The organism is Halovivax limisalsi, from assembly GCF_023093535.1.
Taxonomy (GTDB): domain Archaea; phylum Halobacteriota; class Halobacteria; order Halobacteriales; family Natrialbaceae; genus Halovivax; species Halovivax limisalsi.
Genome location: NZ_CP095757.1, coordinates 657,883 through 683,487, shown reverse-complemented (window position 1 = coordinate 683,487; position 25,605 = coordinate 657,883). Strand labels below are relative to the sequence as shown.

Here is a 25,605-nt window from a genome sequence, read left to right as displayed (position 1 = left end):
GTCAGTCCTCCAGGAGTGCTTCGTCACCGTGGCGCTCGCGAAGCGTTTCGAGCCACTGCAACTGTTCTTCGAGGCGCTTGGGCATCCCCTCGTAGACGTGCGCGAAGATCTCCTCCGGTTCGGCCGCGGCGAACTCCTCGGCGGCCGAGATCGCGTCGGCCACCTCGTCCTCGATGCGCGCCTCGATCGCGTCGACGCGCTCGTCGTCGAGCATGCCGTAGTTGCGCAGGAACGTCTCCATGCGCGGGATCGGGTCCTTCTGCTTCCAGCGCTCGACCTCCTCGTCGTCGCGGTAAACCGAGGGGTCGTCGGCGGTCGTGTGGGCCCCGAAGCGGTACTGGACCGCCTCGATCAGCGTCGGGCGGAGTTCGCCCTCGCCCGGGTTCTTGGCCTTCTCGACGGCGTCGCGGGTCACCCGGTAGACCGCGAGCGGGTCCATGCCGTCGACCTGGACGCCCTCGAAGCCGTAGGCGGTCGCCTTCTGGGCGATGGTCTCGCTCGCGGTCTGGCGCTCCCGGGGCACCGAGATCGCCCACTGGTTGTTGTTACAGAAGAACACCGACGGCGTGTCGAAGACGCCGGCGAAGTTCAGCCCCTCGTGGAAGTCGCCCTCCGAGGTGGCGCCGTCGCCGAAGTAACAGAGGAAGGCCTTCTCCTCGCCTTTCAGGCGGGAGGCCCAGGCCGCGCCCGTGGCGTGCGGGATCTGGGTCGCGATCGGCACGGCGACCGTAAAGAGGTTGACGTCCTCCGGGACGTAGTTGCCGTGCTCGTGGCCCATCCAGTACAGGAGCGTGCGCTTTAACGAGAGGCCGCGCACGAGTCCGGCCCCGTGCTCGCGGTAACTGGGGAAGACCCAGTCCTCCTCGTCGAGCGCCGTCGCGCTCCCGATCTGGGCGCCCTCCTGGCCCGACAGCGGCGGATAGGTGCCCATCCGCCCCTGGCGCTGGAGGCTGACCGCGCGCTCGTCGAAGTGTCTGACCAGTCGCATCTGTTCGTACATCTCGACGAGGGTGTCCTCGTCGAGATCGGGTACCGTCGCGCCCTCGCGAACGCGCCCGGTATCGTCGAGAATCTGGACGCGATCGTCGGGTTCGTGTTGAAGCGTGCTCACGGGTAAACCCACCTTCGCATGTGCTGGGGATTACACGCCACCCGGTATCAAATTTTCGTATATAGTTTACTAACGGCAGAAATTTTGCGAGGGGATGCCACACGCCGTCGGCTATAGGGTGGTGTTGTGGACGATCGTGTTTTTATCCCCCGTCTCGGAGATATACGAACAATCCTCCCTCATTTTCGATGAGAAACTGAACGCACGTGGAGGAGCGTTCACTGTCCTGTGTTAGCAAGGGACGATCCTCCGCGGCCCGCGACGTCCCGAATATTCGCTCTCCCGCGTTCCCGCCGCGCTCCGGTGTCTGGCGGGTCCAGTGCCCGGAGGTGTCGGACCGAACGGGTGCGTCAGTCGCCGCCGACGGTGGACTCCGGACTCGACGCCCGGGCGGCCGCTCGCGCCTCCTCGACGGACGAGCCCTCGCGCAACACGGCGTCGACGAACAGTTCGCCGGCCTTGTACGAGGATCGGACCATCGGCCCGCTGGCGCAGTACAGAAAGCCGAGTTCGTCCTCGGCGACGCGGCGCCAGGTCTCGTACTTGTCGGGGTGGTCGTAGCGCTTGACGTCCAGGTGATTCCGCGAGGGTTGCAGGTACTGACCCAGCGTGACGATGTCGACGCCGCGCTCGCGGCAGTCGGCCAGCGTCTGGTAGACCTCGTGGTCGTACTCGCCGTGGCCGAGCATGATCGAGGTCTTGGTGTAGACGTCGGACTCGCGGTCGACCTGCTCCAGAACGCCGAGGCTCTGCTCGTAGCCCGCGCGACGGTCTCGCACGGGGAACTGCAGGCGCTCGACGGTCTCGACGTTGTGCGCGATGACGTCCGGCTCGGCGTCGATGATCTTCCGGACGAGGCGTTCCTCGCCCTGGAAATCGGGAATGAGAACCTCCACGAGGATCCCCGGATGGCGATCCTTGATCTCGCGGATCGTCTCGGCGAAGTGGCCCGCCCCCTGGTCGGGAAGATCGTCGCGATCGACGGACGTGAGGACGACGTAGTCGAGGCCGATCTCGGCGATCGCGCTCGCGACGTTCTCGGGTTCGTCCGGGTCGAGCGGCTCCATTCCGCCCGTGCGTACGTCGCAGAAGTTGCAGGCGCGCGAGCACCGATCGCCCATCAGCATGAACGTGGCCGTGCCGCCCTCGCTCGAGGACCCTCGCCCGGACCAGCATTCACCGAGGTTCGGACAGTTGGCCTCCTCGCAAACGGTGTGAAGATCGTGCTCGCGGAGCGTCTCGCGAATCCCCGCGAACTCCCGGCCCGACGGCGGCCGCATCTTCAGCCAATCGGGCTTGCGGGCGCGGCTCATACTCGACGCGTCGGGAGCGATGGTGAAAAAGCGTGGTGATCCGGTTCGGGGAACGGGTGATCCAACGCCACGACGTGCCGGTCCGGTTGCGGCACGTCTCCCTCCCGAGCGGGCCCGCGGAGAGCCGTGCAGAGTCGCGACGCGGCGAACCGGTGGAGGCTCCCCGGTCGAACCGGTCGGGCGACCGACACAGATGAAAACATTTATGATTGGCACCGGCAATTTCCGCGCCAGGCCTGATGTTCGACGTCGACCAGGAGGATATCACGGGCGGGCCCATCGCCCGGACACTGCTCGTGCTGGCCGCCCCGCTGCTCGTCCAGAACGTCGTGCAGGTGCTCCAGCAGCTGATCGACACGCTCTGGCTCGGTCGCTACAGCTGGAAGGCCGTCGCCGCCGTCGGGCTCAACTTCCCGCTCGTGACGGTGCTCGGCGTCGTCGCGATCGGCGCCATGGTCGGCACGCAGGTGCTCGTCTCCCAGCGCGTCGGCGCCGACGACGGTGCGGGCGCGCGTCGCGCGACGGTCAACGGGATCGGAGTCGGTGTGATCGCCGGGCTGGTCGCCGGCCTCGCGACGTTCGGCCTCGCGGACGAGATCGTATCCATCTTCGATACGGACGGTTCGACGGCCGAGTTCGCCGCCGAGTACCTCGCGGTCTACGCGCTCATATTTCCGATTCTCGCCGGGAGCGACGTCCTCGAAGGCGGGTTCGTCGGCTGGGGCGACACGCGGGCGGCCCTCTACGTCAACGTCCTCGCGGTCGCCGTCAACGTCGTCGTCGACCCGTTTCTCATCTTCGGCTGGGGGCCGGTTCCCGAACTCGGGGTGGCCGGCGCCGCGCTCGCGACCGGGATCGGCTACGGCTGCGGCTTCGCGCTGGCGCTTGCGATGTTCGTCCGCGGCCGCGACGGCTTCCGACTCACGAGAGACGTCCTCGTCGTCGATCGCGGCGACGTCCGCGAGATCGTCGATATCGGCTGGCCGACGGCCGGTCAGCACGGCGTCAGCCAGTCCGCCCGTGTCGCGATGGTCTGGCTCGTCGCGGCCGTCGGCGGCGAGCCGGCGCTGGCGGCCTACACCGTCGGCGCCCGCGTCGCGAGCGTGGCCTTCGTTCCCGCGATGGGGTTGCAGAAGGCCGCACAGAGCATGGTCGGCCAGAACCTCGGCGCGGAACGGCCCAACCGGGCCAGGCGGACCACCTGGGTCGGCGTCGCGCTCGCGGCCGGCGCGCTGACGGTCGTCGGCGCCGTCCAGCTCCTGTTTCCCGAACCAATCGCCGCGTTCACCGTCCCCGACGCGACGGCGGCCGAGATCGAACTCGCCGCCGAGTACCTGGTCATCCTCGCGGTGGGCTACTGGGCCATCGGTGCCACGTACCTGCTGCAAGCCGGATTCAACGGCGCCAGGCGCACCCGGACGAGCATGATCGCCTCGCTGGCCCAGTACTGGCTCCTGCGCCTGCCGATCGCGCTCGCGCTCGCCTACCCGCTCGGGATGGGGATCCAGGGCATCTTCTGGGCGGTCACCGTCTCGAACGTCCTGCTGGCCGTCGTGCTCGGCGCCTACTACCACTACGAGACCCGCGAGGGGATGAACCAGCAGGCCGTGGCGGCGACGGCCGCCGATTGAAACCGCCGAGGGTTGCTCCGAAACCGGGCGCCGGTCGAGCTCCAGCGCCCGGTCGACTGCGTTCCGTCGCTCGATGGCGACGACCGCACGCGGCGCCGTCTCGAGGCGGGCGTCGATCGATACGGCTGTGGAAGCCGGTGCCTAACTTTTGTCCCTCCCCGTTGAGCATGGAGTCGTGCGATCGATCGCGGAGGCGACAGACTGGCTCCACCTCGCGGGCGACGAGACGGTGCTGTGGTCGAGTCGGCCCCACCCGATCGCGCTGGGGAGTCGGTTCGTCTCCGCGCTCGCGATCACCGTCTTCGCCCTGGTCGCGACGGCCTGGGCCTGGGATCGCGGCTACACCCTCGTCGGGTGGGTGGCGGTGAGCGTCGCCCTCCTCGGGATCGTGGCCGCGACGGCCGCCTACGTCCGGTGGACGAACACGCGCTACGTGATCACGAGCGACCAGCTCTACGCCAAGCGCGGCGTGATCTCGCGCAGCGTCACCCAGCTCTCGCTCGAGCGCGTCCAGAACACCACGCTCGAGCAGTCGGTCGCCGGTCGGATTCTCGGGTACGGCGACGTCGCCGTCTACACCGCCGGCTCCGGGTCGCCGGAGGTGACGTTCGTCCGCGCGCCGACGCCCGGAGACGCCCGGAGCGCGCTCGCGACGCAAATCGGGCGATCGGGGAACGCAGGACGCGTCTGAGTGGTTCGCTCGGTACTCGAAGGTGGCATTCGGCGACGGTTTCCGTTCGATCGGGGCCGCTGAAGTGATGATTACTACGGACGGAACGCCCACTTCGATACGGCTAATAGTGTCGAACGGTCAGCGTCGATAATGACCGTGGCGAGGTTTCCGTTCCGCGCCTGGTGACACAGCCAATGTCTTCCGCAACCGAAATCGAGCGATCACAGGCCGTACTCGACGTCACAGCGCACTATCGCAGGCGGGAACGCGCGCTCAGCGCACTCGTCGTCGTGCTCGTGGTCTCGCTGTTCTTGGGGACGTATCTGGCGACGTCACTGTTGCCAGCTATCGGAGTCGGGGCGCTCTCGCTCGTCAGCACACGGGCACCACTATTCAAGTCAAGCGGGACGGCCCGGCTTCGAACAGACAGGCACCCTGAAACGGTAGTTGCGGAGTTCAGCAGCGCCACACCGCCCACACTAGCACTTCAATGGGGCGTCGCCGATGCGATCACCACTGAAGCGGGTGTGACGACGTACGCCATCTCGTCCCTGTTCGGACTGCACTCGGTCGAGATGGTCGTCGATACCCACACCAATGCCACGCCAGACGGAGCGCAACTGATCGAGTCTGTGGTCACGGTCGACGACCGGCCTTGGGGAACGTACACGTCGACGATCAGTCGTGAGAACGGCCAGACGATCATCGAGGTCGACTATACCTCGAATCGACGCTTCGATCTACGATACCTCCCACAGGTGCTCCTCGCATCACGGTACCGCGACGACGTGCTCGCGGTGCAAGGGTACACGGTCGTTGCACGCGACACAAGAATCAGTGTGTGAGGGGGATTCCGGCATGGCAATCGGGTAGAACCGGACCTCGATTGTTGGTCGGCCCCCGAAACACGCCAACACCAGGCTATCCGAGCCCGAGTCCGGAAACGTACAGCGGGAAAGTACCTATTTTATCTAAACAAAAGCCTATTACAACCCCACGCCCAGGGGAGAGTGCTATGGCTCAGAACAGTCTCGAAAGCGCGACCGATAGCAGCCGAATCGCGGCGAGTGCGGGGATCGGCGTTCTCGCCGCGGCGGTCGGCTACCTGCTCGCGACGCTACTCATTCGAGACGAAGTTGCCCAGAATCTCGATCCCATCGCCGAGTGGAAGGGAACGGCGTGGTACTACTTCAGCGCCCACTTCGTCGAGCTCGAGGCGAGCGGGGCGGTGGGTGGGTTCAGCGGGTCGGACTCGGTGAACCTGATCGCGGAATCGGGCAGTCAAAACGCCGAGTTGCTGTACGCGCTCCCACCGCTCGTCCTGCTGGTCGGCGGGGCGTTCCTCGCGTCGCGACTCGGTGCGCGCGACCTCGGCGAGGCGGTCACGACTGGCGCGCCGATCACGGTCGGTTACGGCGTCGTGATGGGCCTGGGTGCGCTGGTGGTCGAATCGAGTTCGCAGGGGGCGGTCTTCGGTATCGAGTGGGGCGGCTCGGCGGCCCCCGCCCTCCTGCCGGCGATCGTTCTCGCCGGGATCCTCTACCCGCTGGTGTTCGGGACCGCCGGTGCCGTCGCCGCGACGGCGCTCTCCTCGCGGTGACGGATCGCCGGCCGCCGGTTCGTTCACCGCGAAGGAAACGCCTTTCACTCGCCGCCCCGCCTTGTGCGGTAGATGGACGTCGCCGAGGGTCTCGCCGACTCGCTCGAAACCGATTTCGCCGACGCGTTCGCGTTCGATGAGTTCAACCGGATGCAACGCGAGGCGCTGCCGGCGCTGCTCGAACGCGACGAAAACGTGGTCGCCAGCGCGCCCACCGCGTCGGGCAAGACCGCCCTGGCGGAACTCGCGATCTGCAAGGCGCTCGATGCGGGCGGGACGGCCCTCTTCGTCGCGCCGCTGCGCGCGCTGACGAACGAGAAGGAAGCCGACTGGGACCGCTTCGAGGAACTGGACTACTCGGTCTACGTCGTCACCGGCGAGCGCGACCTGAATCCCCGCCGCGCGCGCCGGGCTGACATCCTCGTGATGACCCCGGAGAAGCTCGACTCGGCGACGCGCAAGCACGACTCGAATCGCTACGACTTCGTCACCGACGTCGACTGCTGCGTCATCGACGAGGTCCACCTCCTCGACGCCGACGGCCGGGGGTCGGTGCTCGAGGTGACGATCTCGCGACTGCGGCGGCTCTGCGACCCGCGGATCGTCGCCCTCTCGGCGACGATGCCCAACGTCGAGGACGTCGCCGCGTGGCTCGACGCGCCCGACGCGTGCACGTTCGACTTCGGCGACGACTACCGCCCGGTCGACCTCCACGCCGACGTCAAGACCTACACGCACGGCGACAACGCCTTCGCGGACAAGTACCGCCGGCTCTACCGCGCGCTCGACCTGGCCGAACCCCACCTCCGAGAGGACGGGCAGGCGCTCGTCTTCGTCTCCTCCCGGCAGGACACCGTCCAGGCGGCGAAGAAGGCCAGGGACGAGATCGCCGAACGCGATATCCCGATGGGCGCCCGCGGCGAGTACGACTTCCACACGCGCGCGAAGGAACTGGAGAACGACACCCTCCGGAAGTCGGTGCTCGACGGCGTCGCCTTCCACCACGCCGGCCTCTCGAAGCACGACAAGGATCGCGTCGAGGCGTGGTTCAAGGAGGGGCTGATCGAACTGCTCTTCTCGACGACGACGCTGGCCTGGGGCGTCAACCTGCCCGCCCGCTGCGTCATCATCCGCGATACGAAGTACCACGATCCGCTGGAGGGCGAGGTCGACATGAGTCCCCTGGACGTCCTCCAGATGCTCGGTCGGGCCGGTCGACCCGGCTACGACGACGTCGGCTACGGCTGGGTGGTCTGTGACGGCGCCGACGCCGACCGCTACCGGCGCCTGCTTCGGGAGGGCACCGAGATCGAGTCCCAGCTCGCCGAGAGCCTCGATACGCACCTCAACGCCGAGATCGCGATGGGCAACGTCGCGAGCGAGGCCGACGTCTTCGACTGGCTGGAGACGACGTTCTACTACGAGCGCGGCCAGCGCCGGCCGACGAAGTACGCGTTCGAGGACCTGGAGACGAGGGTTCGCGACACGCTCGCGACGCTCGACGCCGACGGCTTCATCGAGCGCGAGCGAGACAGTGGCGACGCCAGCGCGGGCGCGATCGAACCGACGGCGCTCGGCCGACTCACCTCGCGGTACTACCTCGACCTGGATACCGCCCGCGGCTTCGCCGACTGTTGTGACCGCGCGGCAGCGGGCGACCTCGACGAGGCGGCCATCTTCGAGGCCGTCGCGACGGCGAGCGCGTTCGAATCCGTCACCGCCCGCCAGGCCGAGCGCGAGGCGATCGACGCCGTCCTCGCCGGCCAGTCCGTCGGAGAACGGATCGAGACGAGCGGGGGGCGGAAGGTGCTGGCGATCCTCCGGGCCGAGGCGCGCGGGACGACGCCGGCCGACCTCCGGAGCGACGCCTGGGCGATCACCCGCAACGCGCTTCGGCTGCTCGCCGCACTCAGGGCCTTCCTCGACAGATTCGCGAGCGGACACGACGCCAACCTGGCGCGGCGGCTGGAGGCGCGCGTCGAGAACGGCGTCGACGACGAAGCCGTCGGACTCACCGCCATCGACGGCGTCGGCCCCGGCCGGGCGAGCAAACTCGCGCGATCGGATATCCACACCCCCGGCGCCGTCCGGGCGGCCGGCGTCTCGGGCCTGGTCGACGCCGGACTCGAGGAGGGGATCGCCGAACGCGTCATCGAGGCCGCGCGATCGCTCCCCGCCGTCGAGATCGACTGGCCCGCTTCCTTCCCCGAGTCGATCGCGGTCGGCGCGAACGACATGCGGGACGTGACCGTCAGGAACACCGGCGAGGCCGCCCGCGCCGAGCTTCGCGTGACGGTCAACGGCCGCGAGATGACGAGCACCGACACCTACCTCCGCGGGTCGGAGACGGTTCCGGCTGCCGTCTTCGGCGCCCCGGACCACGACGCGCTCGACCTGACGGTGAGCGTGGCGTTTCCGGACCTGCCGCTCGTTCCGGTGCGCGAATCCCGAACCGTGACGATCGACTGAGAACCGCCCGGATCGCCGGTCGGCGTCGACACGGTGCTAGTTAGCATCGGTGAACGGTGACACGGGCAGGATGTCACGATTACCGAGGGATTCCAGGACAGTTTTGTAGCCCGGGTTACACCGTCCGACAAGGAATGGGCGAACTCAGTACGGAGTGCAAACGCCACCTCGAAGACGCACTCGAGGCGGACGATTCGCAGAAGAAGGACTTTCACATTCGGCAGGTGCTCCAGGCGGCCGAGATGGACGACGCTGCGGTGGACCACCGGCGCGTCCCGAAACACTGAGCCGGGTCGCGATTCGGTCGAGGAACGGGCTGCGGTGACTCAGGTGCCGGCCAGGTCGAGGACCGTCTCCCGAAGTGCCGTCGGGTCGTCGGCAACTACATCCGCGCGCGAGTAGTCGGCGTCGCCGTGGGCGGCGATGCGGTAGGCGACCACGGTCATCCCCGCCCGGTCGGCCGCCGTGACGCCGTTTTCGGAGTCCTCGACGGCGACGCAGGCCGCGGGCGCCTCGCCGACCGTCTGTGCGGCGTACTCGTAGACGTCGGGCGCGGGTTTGCTCTCGCCCCGGATCTCCTCGGCGCTGACCACCGCGTCGAAGGCCTCGACCAGGTCGAAGCGCTCGAGGACGAGGTCGATCCACGCCCGCGGCGAGGAGGAGACGACGGCCACCGTGGTCCCGCGCTCGCGCAACTCGGCGAGTAACGCGTCGAACCCGGGGAGCAGGGAGACGCGGTCGGTGTAGACCTCGCGGGCCATCTCGTCGAAGCGCTCGACCCACTCGGCGCGCGTGATGGCGGTGCCGTACTCCGCGTCGAGGTAGTCGTAGATTTCCCGGAAGTTCATCCCCGACGTCTCGTTGAGGTCCACGTCGCCGTCGGGCACGGCGTCGGGGAACAGGGTCTCGGATTCGAACGTCACCCAGTAGTCCTCGCTGTCGACCAGCACGCCGTCCATGTCGAACAACACGGCTGTCATTGGCGCCCGGTTGGACACCGGGGCGGAAATCGGTTTGGACAGCCGACCGAGCACGAGGTGGGCGGATGCGACCGGCGACGAGACCGGTCACCGGACGATCTCGCCCCGGCGCTCGTGTTCGAGTTCCGTCGCGACCGATTCGGCGAGGTCGGCGCCGAACTCGCGCTCGACGAGCCAGCACGCGAGGTCGATGCCCGTCGTCACGCCCCCGGCGGTCAGGACGTCGCCGTCGTCGACCCCGATGACGGGGGAGGCGTCGCGCGGTTCGGCCGCGGCGGGGATCTCGGCGCCCGCATTCGCCAGGTCCGCCAGCGCGTCGCGGTGGGTGACTGCCGGGCGGGCGTCGAGGAGCCCCGCCGCGGCGAGGATCATCGCCCCCGTACAGATCGAGGCGACGGTCACCCCTGCGGCGTGGAGTTCGGCCGCGCGTCTCGGCAGGTCCCCCGCATCGACGACGCGGCGAACGGCGCCGTCATCGCTCGTCCACCCGCCCCCGGGGACGACGAGCAGGTCGGGCAGTTCGGCCGACGCTCCGGGGGTGGCGAGGACGCCGTCCGCCTCGACGCGGAGGCCGTGGCCGGCGGTCACGCGATCGCGCGCAGCCGTCGTGACGAGCGCGGTATCGATATCGGCACCGAACTCGGCGGCCGTCTCGAACACCTCGTAGGGGCCGATCGCGTCCAGTTCGTCGAAGCCGTCGAAGAGCACGATCGACGCGGCGTATTCGCTCATATGCGACCGACGCACGTGGGAGAGAAATACTGTTGGGACCGGTCCGGCGCGCAGCCGGGATCGCGACGGACCGTCCGGGCCGGCTACCCCGGAATCGTCTCGCGGAACTTCTCGCGGTCGTCGTGGAAGCAGTCGCCGACGACGATGGCGTCCGCGCCCGCCTCGAGGATCTCGTCGGCCTTCTCCCGCGAGTCGATGCCGCCGCCGTAGAGGAGCACGGTCTCTTCGAGCTGGTTCGCCGCGGCCGCGACGTCCTCGGGGCCGCCGTAGGTGCCGGAGTACTCGACGTAGAAGATCGGAAAGTCGTAGAAGGCTTCGGTCGCGAGCGCGGCGCCGGCGACGTCAGCGGTCGAGAAGGGGGTGGAGACGCCGGCGGTGCGAGCGGCCTCGGAGTCGACGTGCTGGATGACGTAGCCCTCGCCGACGATCTTCTCCGCGAGTTCGGCGACGACGGCCTCGCCCTTGGACTCGATCACGTTGCCGACGACCGGCAGGCTCGTCCCCAGGAGCGAGGACGGTTTGTTCGCGAGTTCGCCGAACATCGAGAGGTGCTTGCCGACGAAGTGATCCAGGTCGCCGTTGTAGACCGCCGGCACGGAGAGGACGTCGACCGCGTCGACCGTCGCCTTCGTCACCTGGGCGGCGTCGTACGGTTCCTGGAAGATCGGGACGTCGGGGGCCGCGTCGCGAACCGCCTCGATCGTCTCGAGCGTGTTCGACTCGGTGACGCCGTCCGAGCCGCCGACCATCACCAGATCCGTCGCGGCGAGTAGCGACGCCGGATCCGCCGGCATGGGCTTTTCCGGATCGACCTTCGTGACGTGGTCGATCCCGCTCCAGTCGAGATGCATGGGCGAGTGCACGGAATCGCCTCTTATACGTGTGCTGATTCCGCGTCTCGCCGCCCTGCGCCGGGAGAATCAGGATCAGCACCGGTGACCGGGGTGGAATGACGGGACCTGACGGCCAGTGACGGGATCGACAGTCGGAACGAGAACGCACCGGCCGGCCGAACGGGACGAACCGTCGGCGGGACGTAAGAGTACGTTCCACGGGGTGCTGACTGGCGGAAGGACAGGGATCTGGGGTTGCTGGAGTGCCCGGACCGATGCCCACGGTGTGACACTCCCGCAGTGCATTGTTTTTAGGCTGGCCTAAAATGCGTTTCGGTGCCGTCCCGGGGTTCCGTCGGCCGCTCCCCGCTGCCGGTCGCCGTGACACGGGCGGCGACACCGACCGACAGACCGCCGCCACCGCGTCGCCGTCTCGTTCCGTCGATCGAACCCCCTTATTTCACCTCGAATATTTCGTCACATTCCCCAACGCGACCAGATTCCCGACGATGAGGGGGAGTGCGTCCGTCAGCCGAACGTCTGACGCTCCACTCGAACCGGTCGTTTCGAAATCGCATGAGGGCGACGGGCCGCAATCGCACGGCGCGGTATCGAACCCCACGATTTCCCGTGGAATCGAACCCCTCGTCCGCAGCCGCCCCGCGAACCGCCGACAGCCGGTTCCTGACGGCGTCTGACGCACGGCTGACGTCCAGTTGAAACGGAGGTATCGCAAGTGGCAATCGTCCGTCGCCGTCGCCGGGAACTACGGCCCCCGTTCGCCGGCCGGGATCGCGACCTCGATCCAGTTGGATTCGGGCGGGAGCGGGCACTCGAACGCCTCCGAGTACGCGCAGAACGGCGCGTACGCCAGGTTGAAGTCGACGACGATCTCGTCGCCGGTCGACAGCGATCGATCCGCCGCCAGTTCGAGGTAGCGCCCGCCCTCGTAGGTCTGCTGGCCCGTCGTCTTGTCGCGGATCGGGACGAACAGCGTCTCGTCCTCGGCGCTCTCCTGGCGATAGCCGTCGAGGTCGACGTCGGCGTCCGCGGCGTCCGGATCGGCCGATGGGAGCGTCATCGACAGCGTCGCCACGGCGAGGTAGCGCATCTCGCCGCCCGTCGAGGTGTCCACGTAAACGACCTCGGGATCGTCGTGGACGGTCACGTCTGCCGTCACGCGATAGGCGGGGTCGGGGTCGAAGTAGGAGAGTCCGTCGAACGAATCGCGCTCGTCCGGCGGGATCGGCGACTGCGGGTGCTCGGCGAAGAAGTCGTCCTTCTCCTCGCGTTTGGCCTCGAGTTCGGCCCGCCAGGCGTCGACGTCGAAGTCCATACCGACGGGTGGGCGTCGCGTCGGGTGTGCCTTGCGATCGACGCGCCGGCGAGCGGTCGTCCGGACTCGGCATCGACCGTCCCGCGGGTCGCCGACCGCGGCCACGTTCAGATGCGATCCGCTTCCCGCGCGATCCGGACCGCCCCTGATCGTCGACCGCGGGGCGTCACGGATAACAGCCCGTCCGCGCGATCCGTAACCGTATTGGAATCGACCGGACGAAGGGCATCGTATGACCTACGAGACGGTCGAAACGCCATCGCCGGCCCAGCTCGACGACCTGGTCGATCTCTACCGATCTTACCCGTGGTGGGAGGAGCGGGACCGGGACGACGTCCGGCGAGCCGTCGAGGCGACCGACCTGTTCGTGGGACTCGCCGATCCCGAGACGGGCGAACTGGTCGCCGCGGCGCGCGTGCTGACCGACTTTACGTACTACGGCAAAATCTTCGACGTGATCGTCGACGAGGCGCGCCGGCGAGACGGGCTCGGACGGCGGGTGATGGACGCGATCCTCGAGCACGAGTCGCTCCGGCGCGTCGAGGTGCTCACCCTCCACTGTCGGGAGGGCCTGGTCCCGTTCTACGAGGATTGCGGCTTCGAACGCCACGAGATGACCGTCCCGGTCGACGATGGCGAAGAAGAACTCGTCCGCATGCGGAACGATCAGCGGTAGGGCCGGCGTTGGAGCGTGACCCGAGCCGAACGCCGGAATCGGGACCTCGACTCACCCGCCGGTCGAGCGCACTGATCGATCGTCGACCGGGTCCCCGGACCGTCGGGCCCTCTCGAACTCCAGCATCCCGAGCGCGCCGACGCAGTCGCCACAGCCCCTGCGCTCGACTTCTACGAGCTCGCGATTGGCACGTAAACCGCCCCGGGGGAGTAACTTCTGGAAGAACCGTAACCGGAGATTCTAGCAGATTCGGGGACTGTCACTGTTGATCTACAAAATCACAAAGGCTTTTGCCACCTGCTAGTATAGGAGTTTATCATGGGTGTGCAGTCCCGGCCCAACGGCGATGAGACGATCACCGTCACCCACAGCGACGACTGGTTCGTCGCTAAAGACGAGTCTACCGGGGTTGCCAGTCAAGGAAAGACGAAGGCCGAGGCGCTAGAGAACCTGGCCGATGCGCTCCAACTCCATACCCGCCCCGTCCCCGACGAGGTCGAGGGCGAACCCGATCCGTCTTCAGCTCCCTGGTTATAGGACCACTTTCACCCCGGCTTCTACATGGTTTATACGGGACGCGCGAGAACCACAGTTCAACAGTGAGTCGGCGGAACGTACTCCGGTGAGGATATAATCAAAGCGCTCGGGAACTGGGGATTCCGACGAGTCGATCAGACGGGGAGCCATGTGAAGCTGGAGTACGTCAACCCCGATACGGGGAAGAAGCGGTACGTGACCGTTCCGCTGCACGACGAACTTGCAACGAAGACGCTTCGAAGCATCGCGGACCAGGCGGGCGCTCACTGCTTTCAGGCGTTTCTCGACGAGATGGTCTGATGGCCGACGACGATGCCACTGACACCACAGCGTGGAGCGCGGCTTCCGTTCAACCGATCGTCAGGATGTATTATGTAACTGCCGGGGATTGGTGAATCGAACAGCCGACGCTTCGCCCGGCCGTCCATTTATATTCGATGACGGGGCAATCTCACTCCGTCAACCCTATGGCTGCCCATCGATGAGAACTGTAGAGATGGAGACGTGGCGGGAACTCTTCGGTCACGACGAGCCCTACGACGAGCAGGTCGACGGCATCGAGACCGCGATCGAGACGGCTCGTGAAAGCGGCTTCACCGTGATCGAGGGCGCCTGCGGGACGGGCAAGACCATGCTCGCGCTCTCGGCCGGCCTCTCGCTCGTTCGCGATCCGGATTCGAGTTACGAGCGGGTGTTCGTCCTGACGAGCGTCAAGCAGCAGCTTCGCCAGTTCGAGACGGACCTAGGGACGATCAACGAGAACCTGCCAGAGGACCACGAACCGGTCTCCGGACTCACCCTCGTCGGGAAGGCAGACGTCTGTCCGTACAACCGCGAGCGCGCGGCCGGCTTCGACGATAGCGTCGTCTACGACCGCTGCGAGACGCTGCGCGATCGCACCCGCGACCTGACCGGCGAGGGCGGCTCGACCACGACCGGCGACCTCACCGCGCGAGCGCGCAGCCAGCAGGTCGGGCTGGCCGACTCCGGGCGCAGCGGTCGCGGCGTGCGGTTGCTGGAGACGGCCGGCGAGACCGCCCCGTTCGCGCCCGACCTCCCCGAGTACGACGACGGCCGGAGCGAGGTCGAGTACTGTCCCTTCTACGCGCAGTACCTCGACGACCTCCCCGACGAGGGGGAGGGATCGCCCGTCGAGGCCGTGCCGTTCGACCTGACCAGCGCCGGGATGGTGACGCCCGACGATCTCGTCGCGCACTCGGTTCGCCACGGCACCTGTCCGCACTCTGCGATGGGGGCGGCGCTCGGCGCCGTCGAGGTCGTGATCGGCAACTACTATCACGCGTTCGACCCGACGACGCTGTCGGCGTTTACGGGCGCGCTCGCCGGCGAAGAGACGTTCGTCGTCTGCGACGAGGCCCACATGCTCGAACCGCGCGTGCGCGAGCTGGTCAGCGACGGCGCGGCCGACGCGACGATCCGCGACGCCGTGACGGAACTCTCGCGCGTGATCCGCCCCGTTCGGTACGAGCGCGAGGGGCGCCAGACCGAGGGCGGCTCGAAGACGGCCGACGCGGAACTCGTCCGCGCGGAACTTGCGGGCTCGGACGTCTCCTTCGAGGAACTCGAGGCGACGCTCGAATTTCTCCAGGAGCTCCGGTCGGAACTCGAACGGCGGGTCGAGACCCACCTCGACGCCGAGCAGCCCGGCTGGCGCTCGAACCTGAACGACCTGCCCGACGACGAGATTCCGCTCCGCGATCCGGCCGAGCCGGCGGTCGACGAGATCTCCGCGTGGGCCGAACAGGCGGGGTACACCGACGTCCACTGGGTGCGCGCGGAGTCGGTCGGCGCCCTCGTCGCCCGGATCCTGAACGAGGCCGAAGACGAGGAGCGGACCCGGGCAGCCCCCGCCGTCGGGCGCCTCCTCGGCGAGTGGAATCGCCGCGGCCACACCGATTACTTCCGCGAGATCGAACTCGAACGCACCTGGGACGAGACCGAGCCCGGCGACTCGTGGCGCCGCGCCTACACCGCCCGGCTCTCGCTGCACAACTGCGTCCCCAGCGGGGCGATCGGCGAGCGCCTGTCGGCCTTCGGCGGCGGCGTCCTGATGAGCGCGACGCTCGCGCCGATGGACGCCTTCACGGAGGTGACCGGCCTTCAGTACCTCGAGCGCGAGGCCGACCGCCCGGTCGTCGAACGACGCTACGGCCTGCACTTCCCCGAGGCAAACCGCGAGAGCTTCGCCGTTGCCGCGCCGAAGTTCACCTACGAGAATCGAGGCGCACCCCATGGTACGAGGTCCGCCGGTGAAAGCGGCGGCGAGACGGCGTCCGCCGGAGACAACGAAACCCGTCGCGCCTACGCCGACGCCCTCGAACGGATCGCCTCGCTCCCGGGCAACGTCCTCGTCGGGATGCCGAGCTACGCCGAGGCCGAGTGGGCGGCGGGCGTCCTCGAGGGACGACTGTCCGGGAAACCCGTCCTGCTCGACGTCTCCAGCGACGATCGGGCGACCGAATCGCTCAAGGACGAGTTCTTCGCGGGCGAGGGGAAGGTCCTCGTCACCAGCCTCCGCGGGACGCTCACCGAGGGCGTCGACTACGGCGGCGACCGGCTGAACGCGGCGGTGGTCTGCGGCGTTCCGATCGTCAACACCTCCAGCCCGCGCACGCAGGCGGTTCGACGCGCCTACGACGACGAGTTCGGCGCCGGCTTCGAGTACGCCCTGACCGTTCCCGCGGTCCGCAAGGCGCGCCAGGCGCTCGGGCGGGTCATTCGAAGCCCGGAGGACGTCGGGGTTCGGGTCCTGCTGGACGAACGCTACGCGCGCGAGAGCTGGGACTCGGTCCGGAAGTACCTCCCCGACGCGGCGGAGTTCCAGCCGGTCAGCCCTGACATGCTCCAGCTCGGCCTCGATCGGTTCCGCGAGAAACTGGAGTCGGCCTGAGTCGGAACGCGGTCGCCGGCTACCGTCGGCCCCGAACCGACATCGATCGTCACTCGACCGCGGGCAGGGACGCCGCGCGCTTACTGGAAACCGGTCGTATCGTACTGCTCCTGGGGCACCTCCGCAGTCTCCCTGGATCGGCCGAGCGGGATCCCGCCGAGTAGCGCCGCCACCACGAGCAACGACGCGGCGAGGACGACGAAGTCGCCGCTCGGATCGTAGCCAGCCAGCCACGCGCCCCGCGAGACGACGAAGACGGCGACGAAGAACGCGACGATGCCGACCGCCAGCAGGACGGTGATCGTCACGACCATCTGCAAGAGTCCGCCCAGCAGTTTGGTTACGGCCATATGGGGCCGGTCGAACGGCCGACGCAAAAAGCCACGGATGAGCGATTACACCGCGGCTTCCGGGCGATATCGGGTTTGTCGGGCCAGGTGGACGGGTTCGCGAGGTCTCGCGGCCGCCCGGACCTCACCGCGGGTCCACCGCGGCGGACGACAGGAAACGTTATGTTCTTCGTGAGTGAGTATCTAGCATGGAAGTCCGGGAGATCATGTCCTCGCCGGTGGTGACGGCCGCGCCCGAGGACACCCTCCGGACGGCGGTCGGGCGAATGCTCGAGGAGCGCGTCGGCAGCGTCGTCGTCCTCGACGGCGGCCTGGCGGGAATCGTCACCGAATCTGACCTGTTGCGAGCGTGGTATCAGGAAGGCGAGGACGGGAGCGAAGCGGGGTTCGAACGCAGTGCGGACCGCGAAAACGCGAACGGTGAAGCCGCGAGCCGCGAGGCCGAGCGGCAGCGAGGCCTCGGAAACGCGAACGGTGAAGCCGCGAGCCGCAGCCGGCTCGAATCGATGCGGGTGGCGGACGTGATGAGCGCCGACCTGGTAACGGTGACGTCGACGACGAGCGTGACCGCGGCGTTGCGGACGATGCAGGAACACGAGGTCAAGCGCCTCCCGATCCGGGGCGGGTCGAAACCGCTCGGGATCATCACGCTGTCCGACGTCGCCTGGCATCTGCCAGACCGGCTGCGCGAGCGACCCTCCCTCTCGACGCGCCAGAAGGGCCGGGGTCGCGACCGGGGCTGATCAGTCCGTCTCGCCGCCGTCGGCCAGAGAGAACACCGATCGAGACGGTGGCGGATCGTCGAACGCGGCTCCACCGATCACCGCGCGATGGGCGAGTAGCGATCGGTCAGCGCGACGACGCTGCTCGCGGCGACGACGGCGTGCATGACCATGAGGACGGCCACGGCTCCCATCGTCGCCGCCGGATCCGACTGCCACAGCCAGAGGTCCGGGCCGAACGAGAGGACGAGGACGGCGGCCGCGAGGAGCAGGAACGTTCGATTCGGCCGGTCCGAGCGACGCGTCAGGACCCCGAAGACGAGCGTCGCGCCAGCGACGCCCAGGATCGTAAAGAGGGCGACCGGACCGATCGAGAGCGGATCGATCGGCGCTACCAGTTCGGTCGCGAGGACGGCGCCCAGGATGACGCCGTTCGCGACGAGCGCGACGACGGTCGCGACGATTCCCCGTACGACGAGCGTGGCCGTCGGTATCGCGGTTCCGGCGGCGTCGAATTGCGAAGACATCCGTCGGTCGAGACCGTTTTTCCCGCTGGGTGTTGAGTGTATCCATCCGGCCGCGTCGCGCGCCGTTGGCCCGTCGCCTCCAGCGCACGCCCGTTCGCGGCGGTACTCGCTCGACGAACCGGCGCCGACTACTCGACGAGTCGGGACTGGCTCTGCCTCGATCCGCTTCGATAGACGGTGTAGAGGACGAGGGCGGCGATCAGGACGTCGGCGCTGTGGCCGACGAGGTGGTGGATCGACATCGGCACCAGATCGAAGACGGTCCCCAGCCCGACGATCGATCGAACGACCAGCAGGCCCAGCACGCCGGCGATCACCAGGTACCTGGACGTCCGGCGCCGACTGTACGCGACGACGCCAACCGCGAATAACGCGACCGTCCCGGCCACGGCTACCAGGATGATCGCGACGAGCACCGGCGCGAGTTCCGGGCGGATCCAGGCGTGAGCGAGTGATCGCGGTGGTATCATGAGAGTGGTCGGTGGCTGGAAACGACGCGCGTGGGTTCAGCCCGCCCCGTCCTCGCCCCGGCGGCCGAACCGCCCGCACTCCGGTCGGACCGACCGGCGCTCGACGGCGTCACCGGTTTCGTTCGTTGTATTCGGGTCCGGAACGAATATCGATAGGAACTTGTGGACGGAGCGGTTTCATTCGATGTAGATAGTTGGGGAACGAACGGTAAAGCAGTTACTATATCGAATTTGCCGAACCAAATCAACGGTCGCCCTCCATCCACCATGTCCGAAACGCGAACGCGACTCCGTAAGCATATCTACGAAAACCAGGGGATTCACTTCAACGAACTCGTCCGCGAATCCGACCTCGCACCCGGCCAGGTCCAGTACCACGTCCGACAGTTGCTCCGCGACGGGACGCTCGAACGCGGGGAGTACTACGGTCGAACCCACTACTATCCGCCGACGTACGACGAATCCGAGCGCGCGACGATCGCCCTCTTTCGACGCGAGACCGCCCGGGAGATCGTCCTCGCCCTGCTCGAACGGGGGACTGCCGAGCCGGCGGCGCTCGCCGCCGACCTCGACCTCGCCCGGAGTACGATCGAACATCACCTCTCCCACCTGGTTTCCCAGGACGTCGTCCGCAAGGAGTACGGCGAGCACAACCGCGTCGAACTGTCGCTCGTCGACCCCGAGCGGACGAAGACCTTACTGGACGTCGTGACGCCGACGGTCTCCGCGCGACTCACCGACCGCTTCGCCCGCTTCGTCGACGACGTCCTCGACGACGTGCCCGACGGCTCCTGACGGCGGCGCGACGATCGACCGGCAGAGTCGAACGACGATACTCTCGACGGAAGATCGACCGTACAGCGCCGGTATCACCACCGTTCCGTGTTTTCTATTTTCGAACCAAAATATAGATTAAACTAATGCCGTACTGTACGATCATGGATCCGACGGCCAGACGGCGTCGATTCGTACAGGCGACGGGAAGCGCTCTCACCATCGGACTCGCCGGCTGTCTCACCGGAGGCGACGAGGATGGAAGCGACGGTTCGGACGACGGTGACGACGGCAGCGATGGAGGCGACGGTTCCGGCGGGAACGAAAGCGACGGTGGGAGCGATGGCGACGACGGAACCGACGGCGACGATGGCGAGGCGTCGCCCGGGAGCGACGGACTGCTCTACGCGTTCAGCCCCGACTCGATCGCCCTGATCGACCCGGAGGAGGGCGCGGTCGTCGACGAGATCACCGACGGTATCGACGGCTACTCCTACGGCGACGCGGTTCGCACGGCGGACGGCTCGCAGCTGTTCGTCGTCGAGGACAGTCTCGAACAGGTCCTCGTCATCGACCTCGAGACGCGCGAGATCGTCGAGGAGGTCGGGATGGGCCCCGGCGGCACCCACATGTACCACCCGAAGGAGACGGAGATGTGGGCCCACGCCGACGACGAAGGGGCGTTCTACGTCATCGACACCGAGAACTACGACGTGACCGTCGTCCAATCCGGCCTCGAGAACGAGGGTCACGGCAAGCTCCTCTACCACGCGGACTTCGGCTCGACGGGGTACGCGACGAACGTCAACGACGCGGCCGCGCTGGTCATCGATATGGACGCCTACGAGCGGACTGACCACATCGAACTCGGCGACGAGGGCGGCACGCACTCGAAGGCCTACAGCACTCAGAACGGCCTGGCGTACTTCGAACGCTCCGGCGGCGTCGGCAAGACGGCGGTCGTCGACCCCGAGACGAACGAAGTCGTCGAGCAACTCGACGTCGGCGGCACGCTGTTCCACCCCGACAGCGACGAGGTGCTCGGGATCATCGATCACGGCACCGTCCACTTCTTCGACGGGACGAGCGAGGAGACGGCCGAACTCGGAACCGTCGAGATCGACGGCGGCCCCGACCACCTCGCGTTCTACGAGGGTGACGACGGGCTCTACGCCTACACCGCGAACACGATGAACTCGAACTCGGCGATCATCGACGTCGACGCGATGGAGGTCGTCGGAACCGTCGACATCGGCGACATCGAGCGCCCCGAAGGCGCACAGCACCTCCACCGGGGCGGCGTCACCGGCGGCGGCTACTTCTTCAGCGGTGCGAGCGCGGACGGCACCGTCGCCGTCGTCGACATGGCGGCCCAGGAGACGGTCGCGAACGTCGAGGTCGCCGAGGGCGTCGACACAGTCCAGTACATCCCGCGGGAGTAAGCCACGATGCCCACCGACGACTCGTCTCACACCGTCGCCGGCCGCCCCACGGAGCGCGCCGAATCGCGACGGGACGAGTCGTCGGCGACCGGGCGCCGACGAGACGATCCGTCGACGAAAGCGGGCGGTGCGACGAGAGGGGACAGCGCCACGTCCCCGCTCGGAAAGATAGTCGCGCTCGCCTGCCTGTTCGTCCTGGTCTGCGGACTGCTCGCCGCGCCCGTCGCGGCCCACGCCTACCTCGACGAGACGACGCCGGGCAACGGCGAACAGGTCGAAACGCTGCCCGAGGAACTCGCGCTCGCGTTCTCCGGCGACGGCATCCAGGTGGCCGAGGTCGAGGTCACCGGGCCGAACGGCGACGTCGTGAGCGGATCGGCCGTCGTCGACGCGGACGATCGGAGACTCGTGCGGGTGCCCCTCGCCGAAGCGGACGACGGGGCGCCAGCGCCCGAGGGTATGTACACGGTCGAGTGGGAGATCCTCTCCGACGACGGCCACACCACGGACGGCTCGTTCTTCTTCACCGTCGGCGACGGCCCCATCGATCGCGACGCGATCATCGCCGCCGCGACGGCCGACGACGGCGATGCCTCGGTCTCGCCGTTCGAGGCCGGCGCGAAGGGACTGTTGCTCCTCGCGATCGTCGCCCTCGTCGGCGTGCCGGTGACGGCTCGAACCGTCGTCTACCCCGTCCTCGGTCGCGACGGGTCGACGTCCGCGCGGATCGACCGCCGCCTGCGAACCGTCCTGCTCGTCCCGGCGCTCGCGCTCGCGCCGGCCTCGCTCGCCTACGGCGCCGTCCAGGCGACGGCGCTCGGCGGGGCGTCGGTCGTGTCGCTCACCCGCTTTCTCGAAACCGGGCTCGGGCGACTCTGGCTGATCCAGTTCGCCGTCGCGATCGCCCTCGCGGTCGGCCTGACCGTCTCGCTCTACGGCCTGGTTCCGATTCGAGCGCGGGTTCCGGGTGGGATCGAGAGGGTGGCCACGACCGGTGAGTCGGGAATCCGGACGCGACGCCTGTCGCGACGGGTCTGGCTCGCCGGGAGCGTCGTCGGGGGCGGGCTCGCTCTCGCGACGGTGAGCTGGTCGAGCCACTCCGCGACCGCCGTCGCCCGGCTGTCGGGGACGGCCGTCGACGCCGCCCACGTGCTCGGCGCCGGCGTCTGGGTCGGCGGGCTGGTCGTCCTCGCGACCGTGGTCCCGCCGGTGCTCGCGGAGACGCCCGCGACCGACCGATTCCGACTGGCTGCCGCGCTGATCCGGCGCTTTTCCATCCTCGCCATGGCGGGCGTGACGCTCGTCGTGGCGACGGGCTTCCTGCTGGCCGCCTGGCACGCGCCGACGGTGGACGCCATCGTCGCGTCGCTCTACGGCGTCGCGCTCTCGACCAAAGTCGTCCTCGTTATCCTGGCGCTCGGGCTCGCCGGGTTCTCGCGGATGGCTGTCCTGCACCGCCTCGAATCGCCGGCCGGCGACGAGTCCCTGACGGCCGTACTCCGCGCGCTCGATCCCGCCGCCGACGTTCGTAGCGACGGCGGTACCGGCGACGCGTCCGGCGCCGAGGGCGCGGCGGCCGTTTCCGCGTTCGTCCGCGCAGTTCGCGTCGAGGCGGGCGTCTTGCTCCTCGTCGTCGTCCTCTCCGGACTCATTACGAGCGCGCCGACGGCCGCGGTGGCCGGCGCCGGCGGCGGGTTCGGCGAGGCCACGCTCGAACGCGACGCGGGCGACCTCGATCTCTCGTTGACGGCGACGCCCGGCGATCGCTCGGCCGGGAACCTCACGGTTCACCGGGGCGAGCCGATCGTCTTCGACGTCGCCGCCGTCCAAGACGGCGAGCGCGTCCGGTCGGACCGAGGGGTCCGGCTGGTCGCGACCAATCCCGAGCACGACACGACGATGAACGTGGACCTGCGGGCGAACGGCGACGGGACGTACTCGACCGTCCAGACGCTCCCCGACCCCGACGGCTGGCGGCTCCGCGTCACCGGCCTCTTCGACGGCACCTACGTCGACGAGTGGTTCGACGTTCGCGCGATTGCGGGCGACGGACGCGATCGGGGGACGGGAACTCGCGCGGAGACGCCGTTCTCCTCGCTGCTGCGGCTCGGCGCGCTGGCCGTCGGCCTGCTCGGGACGATCGCCGTCGGCGTCGAGTCGATCCACGGGCGTGGACGGGAGCGGTGACTCCTCGCGGAGCGTTCGTCAGGTATCGGTCACGGTCACGTAGTACGGGCCATCCCAGTCGGCGACCCACTCCGGGGCCGCCGGATGGTCTCGGAGCGCGTTCGCCTCGTAGGACTCGTCGGGGAACGGCTCGCCATCGTCGTCGGCGGCGTCCGCTCGCGGGACGACGAACGTCGCGGGATCTCGGCCGGGTGCGGGAACCAGCTGTCGTCGGCCCCAGTCGTGGGCCTCGCCCGGCGAGTCGACCCACTCTTGCGGGTGGAACGTGATGGCGATCGAGTCCGCGGCGGAGCGATCGTCCCCGCGATCGGCGACGGGTGGTGTCCCGGACATGGTTAGAACGGGGGCTCGGGCCTCCCACCCGCTACGTCTCGGTTCGCACTCGCCCGGGTATCGACCGCGTCGGACTTGCCGATCACGACCCTGAACTCGCCGGGCTCGCGCTGGCGGTACTCCCAGCGGAATTCAGGACCCGCCTCGGCCTCGAACTGGTGGTACAGCGGTTTCGGATCGTGGTCGTTGACCAGGACGAACCCCGCGCCCGCATCGAGGGCGGCGTACGCGTCGAAGATCCGCTCGTGGCGCGCTGCGGGCGGGAGGTCTCGGACGTCCAGTTCCTCGCGGACCTCGATCGTCGCGTCCACCCCCGACTCCTCCGGTTCGGCGCTCGTCCCCACGGCATCGTCCGATTCGTCGGCATCGCCGGAATCGCCGCCCTTCGTGACGTGGACTCGACAGCGCTCGGGTTCGTTCTCGAGCACCACCCAGGAAAACGCGTCGCCGTAGCGCTGGCGAAACTCCTGGCGAAGCGGCCGCGGTTCGTGGGGCGCGATCAGTTCCAGCGTCCCGCCTTCGGGGAGCATTCCGTACCGGTGGTGAATCGTCGGGTGTCGCTCCGCCTTCGGGATCTCGCGGACGTCGTATCGGGTGACGACGTCCGTGTCGTCGGCGTCCGAATCGGCGGTCTTGACGACCTCGACGCGCCACCCGTCGGCGCCGCCGCGGTCGCGGTACGTCCAGTCGATCACGTCGCCGTGCATCGACGTGAGTTCGTAGTACAGCGGCTTCGGGTCGTGATCGTTGACGAGGACGAACCCCTCGTCGGCCCCGAGTTCGTCGACGATGGCGAGGAGGGCCTGGTGTCGCCGCTGGGGTTTCAGGTCGCGGACGTCGATCGTCCCCAGTTCGTCGTCGGCCAGCGGCTCGCCCTTGGTCACCCGGAGTTCCCGAGGTTCCGCGTCGGGGTCCGCGTACGTCCACTTCAGGCGTCGATCGCGGTCGAGTTGATACCGTACCAGATGGTCGTCGACGTCCCGGTCGGCAACGACGTCGACGGCGTCCCCTTCGTCCGCCGCGTCCAGTTCGTCGACGAGTGCCCGTCGGGATGCCGCCGGCGGACGGTCTCGCAGGTCGAGTTGGGTTTCCATCACTGTCCGTTCGTTCTCCGGGCACACGCATTACCTCGGTGGCGAATCCCTTCGGGACCGACTCGGTGGGGGTCAACGAGGACATCCACGAGGAGACACAACCGAAGAACACCCCGCGTCGAACCGACCCGCACTGCAACGGCGAGTGGGTTACCGCAGGAACAATTAGTCGCCCTCCCACGGCGGGTCCAGCAGGTCGGCCAATCCGTCGATCCGGTGATCCGGTTCCGGCGTCGGCGCCGTCCTCGCTGAATCGTTCGGATACCACACCGTCCGCATTCCACATGCCGATGCGCCGGCGACGTCGTGATCCAGGGAGTTGCCGACGTAGACGGATTCGTCGGGGTCGGCCTCCAGCTCCGCCAGCGCGCGTTCGAACGGCTCCGGATCGGGCTTGGCAGCAGTTTCGTAGCCCGCCAGCACGATGGTCTCGAAGGAGTCGCGAACGTCGAGCGCGTCGATCTTCACCGACTGCGTGTCCGGGCCGCCGTTGGTGACCAGCCCCAGTCGGTAGCGTTCCGAGAGGTGATCGAGAACGTCGGTCGCGCCGGGGAGGAACTCGACGGCCGCGTAGTCGGTCACCGCCTGGTAGGCGTCGGCGACCCGGAGGCCGACCGCCTCCTCGCGGCCAGCCTCCCGTGCGAGTTGTCGAAAACACGTCTCGCGCCGTCGGATATCGCTGCCCGTTCCCCCGAGTTCGTCGACGAGGCGGTGGTAGTCGGCCGCCTCGAAGAACGGCTCGACGCCGGCGCGCTCGAACGCCGCCGCCAGGCGGTCGCTCGACGGCGTCGGCTGGTGACAGAGCGTGGCGTCGAGGTCGAATAGAACGGTCGTGACGGCGCCCATGTGGGGAATGGGGATGTGCCGGGCAAAACCGTTCGGATTCGGTGACTGTTCGTTGGTT

General features: G+C 68.1%; 26 protein-coding genes. 14 read left to right on the top strand and 12 right to left on the bottom strand.

What is annotated here, in order from left to right:
* Window position 1 precedes the first annotated feature (1 nt).
* Entirely contained in the window at window positions 2-1,111 is a 1,110-nt protein-coding gene (gene pdhA / locus MXA07_RS02970; RefSeq protein WP_247730570.1) for a pyruvate dehydrogenase (acetyl-transferring) E1 component subunit alpha, read from the bottom strand.
* Between the two features lie 350 nt (window positions 1,112-1,461).
* The gene (lipA, locus tag MXA07_RS02965; RefSeq protein ID WP_247730569.1) at window positions 1,462-2,424 is read right to left on the bottom strand and encodes a lipoyl synthase; all 963 of its coding nucleotides are present in this window, start codon (window positions 2,422-2,424) and stop codon (window positions 1,462-1,464) included.
* Window positions 2,425-2,663: 239 nt separating this feature from the next.
* Here lipA and MXA07_RS02960 point away from each other — a divergent pair, with 239 nt between their 5' ends.
* The 6 genes from MXA07_RS02960 to MXA07_RS02935 all read left to right on the top strand — a co-directional run bounded on the left by MXA07_RS02960 (window position 2,664) and on the right by MXA07_RS02935 (window position 9,084).
* A complete protein-coding gene (locus MXA07_RS02960) occupies window positions 2,664-4,055 on the top strand; it encodes an MATE family efflux transporter (protein ID WP_247730568.1) in 1,392 nt (463 codons plus the stop codon).
* Between the two features lie 175 nt (window positions 4,056-4,230).
* The gene (locus MXA07_RS02955; protein WP_247730567.1) at window positions 4,231-4,746 is read left to right on the top strand and encodes a PH domain-containing protein; all 516 of its coding nucleotides are present in this window, start codon (window positions 4,231-4,233) and stop codon (window positions 4,744-4,746) included.
* A 176-nt stretch (window positions 4,747-4,922) separates the two neighbouring features.
* Window positions 4,923-5,573 (top strand): hypothetical protein, encoded by a 651-nt coding sequence (locus tag MXA07_RS02950; protein ID WP_247730566.1) that lies wholly within the window; start codon window positions 4,923-4,925, stop codon window positions 5,571-5,573.
* A 170-nt stretch (window positions 5,574-5,743) separates the two neighbouring features.
* Window positions 5,744-6,328, top strand: a complete 585-nt coding sequence (locus MXA07_RS02945) for a DUF7978 family protein (RefSeq protein WP_247730565.1) — start codon at window positions 5,744-5,746, stop codon at window positions 6,326-6,328.
* 72 nt (window positions 6,329-6,400) lie between these two features.
* Window positions 6,401-8,797 carry a DEAD/DEAH box helicase gene (locus tag MXA07_RS02940; RefSeq protein WP_247730564.1) on the top strand — a complete coding sequence of 799 codons (2,397 nt, stop codon included), beginning with the start codon at window positions 6,401-6,403 and terminating at the stop codon, window positions 8,795-8,797.
* 134 nt (window positions 8,798-8,931) lie between these two features.
* A complete protein-coding gene (locus MXA07_RS02935) occupies window positions 8,932-9,084 on the top strand; it encodes a hypothetical protein (RefSeq protein ID WP_247730563.1) in 153 nt (50 codons plus the stop codon).
* 39 nt (window positions 9,085-9,123) lie between these two features.
* Here the strand turns inward: MXA07_RS02935 and MXA07_RS02930 are convergent, their stop codons facing one another.
* From MXA07_RS02930 to MXA07_RS02915, 4 genes are all read right to left on the bottom strand, one after another.
* Window positions 9,124-9,777 carry an HAD family hydrolase gene (locus MXA07_RS02930; protein ID WP_247730562.1) on the bottom strand — a complete coding sequence of 218 codons (654 nt, stop codon included), beginning with the start codon at window positions 9,775-9,777 and terminating at the stop codon, window positions 9,124-9,126.
* A gap of 87 nt (window positions 9,778-9,864) precedes the next feature.
* Window positions 9,865-10,509: a DJ-1/PfpI family protein gene (locus MXA07_RS02925; protein ID WP_247730561.1), complete on the bottom strand. Its 645-nt coding sequence runs from the start codon at window positions 10,507-10,509 to the stop codon at window positions 9,865-9,867.
* Window positions 10,510-10,592: 83 nt separating this feature from the next.
* Window positions 10,593-11,360 (bottom strand): geranylgeranylglyceryl/heptaprenylglyceryl phosphate synthase, encoded by a 768-nt coding sequence (locus MXA07_RS02920; protein ID WP_247730560.1) that lies wholly within the window; start codon window positions 11,358-11,360, stop codon window positions 10,593-10,595.
* Window positions 11,361-12,108: 748 nt separating this feature from the next.
* The gene (locus tag MXA07_RS02915; RefSeq protein WP_247730559.1) at window positions 12,109-12,678 is read right to left on the bottom strand and encodes a DUF1684 domain-containing protein; all 570 of its coding nucleotides are present in this window, start codon (window positions 12,676-12,678) and stop codon (window positions 12,109-12,111) included.
* A gap of 232 nt (window positions 12,679-12,910) precedes the next feature.
* Between MXA07_RS02915 and MXA07_RS02910 the strand changes: the two genes are divergently transcribed.
* The 4 genes from MXA07_RS02910 to MXA07_RS02895 all read left to right on the top strand — a co-directional run bounded on the left by MXA07_RS02910 (window position 12,911) and on the right by MXA07_RS02895 (window position 16,802).
* A complete protein-coding gene (locus MXA07_RS02910; protein ID WP_247730558.1) occupies window positions 12,911-13,354 on the top strand; it encodes a GNAT family N-acetyltransferase in 444 nt (147 codons plus the stop codon).
* Window positions 13,355-13,672: 318 nt separating this feature from the next.
* Complete coding sequence (locus MXA07_RS02905; protein WP_247730557.1) at window positions 13,673-13,891, top strand: type II toxin-antitoxin system HicB family antitoxin; 219 nt, start codon at window positions 13,673-13,675, stop codon at window positions 13,889-13,891.
* A 93-nt stretch (window positions 13,892-13,984) separates the two neighbouring features.
* Window positions 13,985-14,191, top strand: a complete 207-nt coding sequence (locus MXA07_RS02900) for a type II toxin-antitoxin system HicA family toxin (RefSeq protein WP_247731697.1) — start codon at window positions 13,985-13,987, stop codon at window positions 14,189-14,191.
* 196 nt (window positions 14,192-14,387) lie between these two features.
* Window positions 14,388-16,802, top strand: a complete 2,415-nt coding sequence (locus tag MXA07_RS02895; protein ID WP_247731696.1) for an ATP-dependent DNA helicase — start codon at window positions 14,388-14,390, stop codon at window positions 16,800-16,802.
* Between the two features lie 80 nt (window positions 16,803-16,882).
* On the opposite strand, the gene MXA07_RS02890 is transcribed toward MXA07_RS02895, so the two are convergent.
* A complete protein-coding gene (locus MXA07_RS02890; protein WP_247730556.1) occupies window positions 16,883-17,152 on the bottom strand; it encodes a hypothetical protein in 270 nt (89 codons plus the stop codon).
* A 188-nt stretch (window positions 17,153-17,340) separates the two neighbouring features.
* Here MXA07_RS02890 and MXA07_RS02885 point away from each other — a divergent pair, with 188 nt between their 5' ends.
* The gene (locus MXA07_RS02885) at window positions 17,341-17,895 is read left to right on the top strand and encodes a CBS domain-containing protein (RefSeq protein ID WP_247730555.1); all 555 of its coding nucleotides are present in this window, start codon (window positions 17,341-17,343) and stop codon (window positions 17,893-17,895) included.
* Between the two features lie 77 nt (window positions 17,896-17,972).
* Here MXA07_RS02885 and MXA07_RS02880 read toward each other — a convergent pair whose 3' ends face one another.
* Both MXA07_RS02880 and MXA07_RS02875 read right to left on the bottom strand, forming a co-directional pair.
* Window positions 17,973-18,401 (bottom strand): DUF6069 family protein, encoded by a 429-nt coding sequence (locus tag MXA07_RS02880; protein ID WP_247730554.1) that lies wholly within the window; start codon window positions 18,399-18,401, stop codon window positions 17,973-17,975.
* 128 nt (window positions 18,402-18,529) lie between these two features.
* Complete coding sequence (locus tag MXA07_RS02875) at window positions 18,530-18,871, bottom strand: DUF7471 family protein (RefSeq protein WP_247730553.1); 342 nt, start codon at window positions 18,869-18,871, stop codon at window positions 18,530-18,532.
* 267 nt (window positions 18,872-19,138) lie between these two features.
* Between MXA07_RS02875 and MXA07_RS02870 the strand changes: the two genes are divergently transcribed.
* The 3 genes from MXA07_RS02870 (at window position 19,139) to MXA07_RS02860 (ending at window position 23,274) form a co-directional block, all read left to right on the top strand.
* Window positions 19,139-19,666: a winged helix-turn-helix transcriptional regulator gene (locus MXA07_RS02870; protein WP_247730552.1), complete on the top strand. Its 528-nt coding sequence runs from the start codon at window positions 19,139-19,141 to the stop codon at window positions 19,664-19,666.
* 143 nt (window positions 19,667-19,809) lie between these two features.
* On the top strand, window positions 19,810-21,087 hold the full coding sequence (locus MXA07_RS02865) for a hypothetical protein (protein ID WP_247731695.1): 1,278 nt from the start codon (window positions 19,810-19,812) through the stop codon (window positions 21,085-21,087).
* 6 nt (window positions 21,088-21,093) lie between these two features.
* The gene (locus MXA07_RS02860; RefSeq protein WP_247730551.1) at window positions 21,094-23,274 is read left to right on the top strand and encodes a copper resistance CopC/CopD family protein; all 2,181 of its coding nucleotides are present in this window, start codon (window positions 21,094-21,096) and stop codon (window positions 23,272-23,274) included.
* Between the two features lie 18 nt (window positions 23,275-23,292).
* On the opposite strand, the gene MXA07_RS02855 is transcribed toward MXA07_RS02860, so the two are convergent.
* The 3 genes from MXA07_RS02855 to MXA07_RS02845 all read right to left on the bottom strand — a co-directional run bounded on the left by MXA07_RS02855 (window position 23,293) and on the right by MXA07_RS02845 (window position 25,547).
* Window positions 23,293-23,607, bottom strand: a complete 315-nt coding sequence (locus MXA07_RS02855) for a hypothetical protein (RefSeq protein ID WP_247730550.1) — start codon at window positions 23,605-23,607, stop codon at window positions 23,293-23,295.
* Between the two features lie 2 nt (window positions 23,608-23,609).
* Window positions 23,610-24,701: a DUF2249 domain-containing protein gene (locus MXA07_RS02850; protein WP_247730549.1), complete on the bottom strand. Its 1,092-nt coding sequence runs from the start codon at window positions 24,699-24,701 to the stop codon at window positions 23,610-23,612.
* 165 nt (window positions 24,702-24,866) lie between these two features.
* Window positions 24,867-25,547, bottom strand: coding sequence for an HAD family hydrolase (locus tag MXA07_RS02845; protein ID WP_247730548.1), 681 nt, complete (start codon window positions 25,545-25,547; stop codon window positions 24,867-24,869).
* Window positions 25,548-25,605: the final 58 nt, after the last annotated feature.

Bases quoted from the DNA above. Each gene is read 5' to 3' on its own strand.
- lipA (WP_247730569.1), bottom strand. From the start codon at position 2,424: ATGAGCCGCGCCCGCAAGCCCGATTGGCTGAAGATGCGGCCGCCGTCG.
- MXA07_RS02960 (WP_247730568.1), top strand. From the start codon at position 2,664: ATGTTCGACGTCGACCAGGAGGATATCACGGGCGGGCCCATCGCCCGG.
- MXA07_RS02950 (WP_247730566.1), top strand. From the start codon at position 4,923: ATGTCTTCCGCAACCGAAATCGAGCGATCACAGGCCGTACTCGACGTC.
- MXA07_RS02945 (WP_247730565.1), top strand. From the start codon at position 5,744: ATGGCTCAGAACAGTCTCGAAAGCGCGACCGATAGCAGCCGAATCGCG.
- MXA07_RS02940 (WP_247730564.1), top strand. From the start codon at position 6,401: ATGGACGTCGCCGAGGGTCTCGCCGACTCGCTCGAAACCGATTTCGCC.
- MXA07_RS02935 (WP_247730563.1), top strand. From the start codon at position 8,932: ATGGGCGAACTCAGTACGGAGTGCAAACGCCACCTCGAAGACGCACTC.
- MXA07_RS02930 (WP_247730562.1), bottom strand. From the start codon at position 9,777: ATGACAGCCGTGTTGTTCGACATGGACGGCGTGCTGGTCGACAGCGAG.
- MXA07_RS02925 (WP_247730561.1), bottom strand. From the start codon at position 10,509: ATGAGCGAATACGCCGCGTCGATCGTGCTCTTCGACGGCTTCGACGAA.
- MXA07_RS02920 (WP_247730560.1), bottom strand. From the start codon at position 11,360: ATGCATCTCGACTGGAGCGGGATCGACCACGTCACGAAGGTCGATCCG.
- MXA07_RS02915 (WP_247730559.1), bottom strand. From the start codon at position 12,678: ATGGACTTCGACGTCGACGCCTGGCGGGCCGAACTCGAGGCCAAACGC.
- MXA07_RS02910 (WP_247730558.1), top strand. From the start codon at position 12,911: ATGACCTACGAGACGGTCGAAACGCCATCGCCGGCCCAGCTCGACGAC.
- MXA07_RS02905 (WP_247730557.1), top strand. From the start codon at position 13,673: ATGGGTGTGCAGTCCCGGCCCAACGGCGATGAGACGATCACCGTCACC.
- MXA07_RS02895 (WP_247731696.1), top strand. From the start codon at position 14,388: ATGGAGACGTGGCGGGAACTCTTCGGTCACGACGAGCCCTACGACGAG.
- MXA07_RS02890 (WP_247730556.1), bottom strand. From the start codon at position 17,152: ATGGCCGTAACCAAACTGCTGGGCGGACTCTTGCAGATGGTCGTGACG.
- MXA07_RS02885 (WP_247730555.1), top strand. From the start codon at position 17,341: ATGGAAGTCCGGGAGATCATGTCCTCGCCGGTGGTGACGGCCGCGCCC.
- MXA07_RS02880 (WP_247730554.1), bottom strand. From the start codon at position 18,401: ATGTCTTCGCAATTCGACGCCGCCGGAACCGCGATACCGACGGCCACG.
- MXA07_RS02875 (WP_247730553.1), bottom strand. From the start codon at position 18,871: ATGATACCACCGCGATCACTCGCTCACGCCTGGATCCGCCCGGAACTC.
- MXA07_RS02870 (WP_247730552.1), top strand. From the start codon at position 19,139: ATGTCCGAAACGCGAACGCGACTCCGTAAGCATATCTACGAAAACCAG.
- MXA07_RS02865 (WP_247731695.1), top strand. From the start codon at position 19,810: ATGGATCCGACGGCCAGACGGCGTCGATTCGTACAGGCGACGGGAAGC.
- MXA07_RS02860 (WP_247730551.1), top strand. From the start codon at position 21,094: ATGCCCACCGACGACTCGTCTCACACCGTCGCCGGCCGCCCCACGGAG.
- MXA07_RS02855 (WP_247730550.1), bottom strand. From the start codon at position 23,607: ATGTCCGGGACACCACCCGTCGCCGATCGCGGGGACGATCGCTCCGCC.
- MXA07_RS02850 (WP_247730549.1), bottom strand. From the start codon at position 24,701: ATGGAAACCCAACTCGACCTGCGAGACCGTCCGCCGGCGGCATCCCGA.
- MXA07_RS02845 (WP_247730548.1), bottom strand. From the start codon at position 25,547: ATGGGCGCCGTCACGACCGTTCTATTCGACCTCGACGCCACGCTCTGT.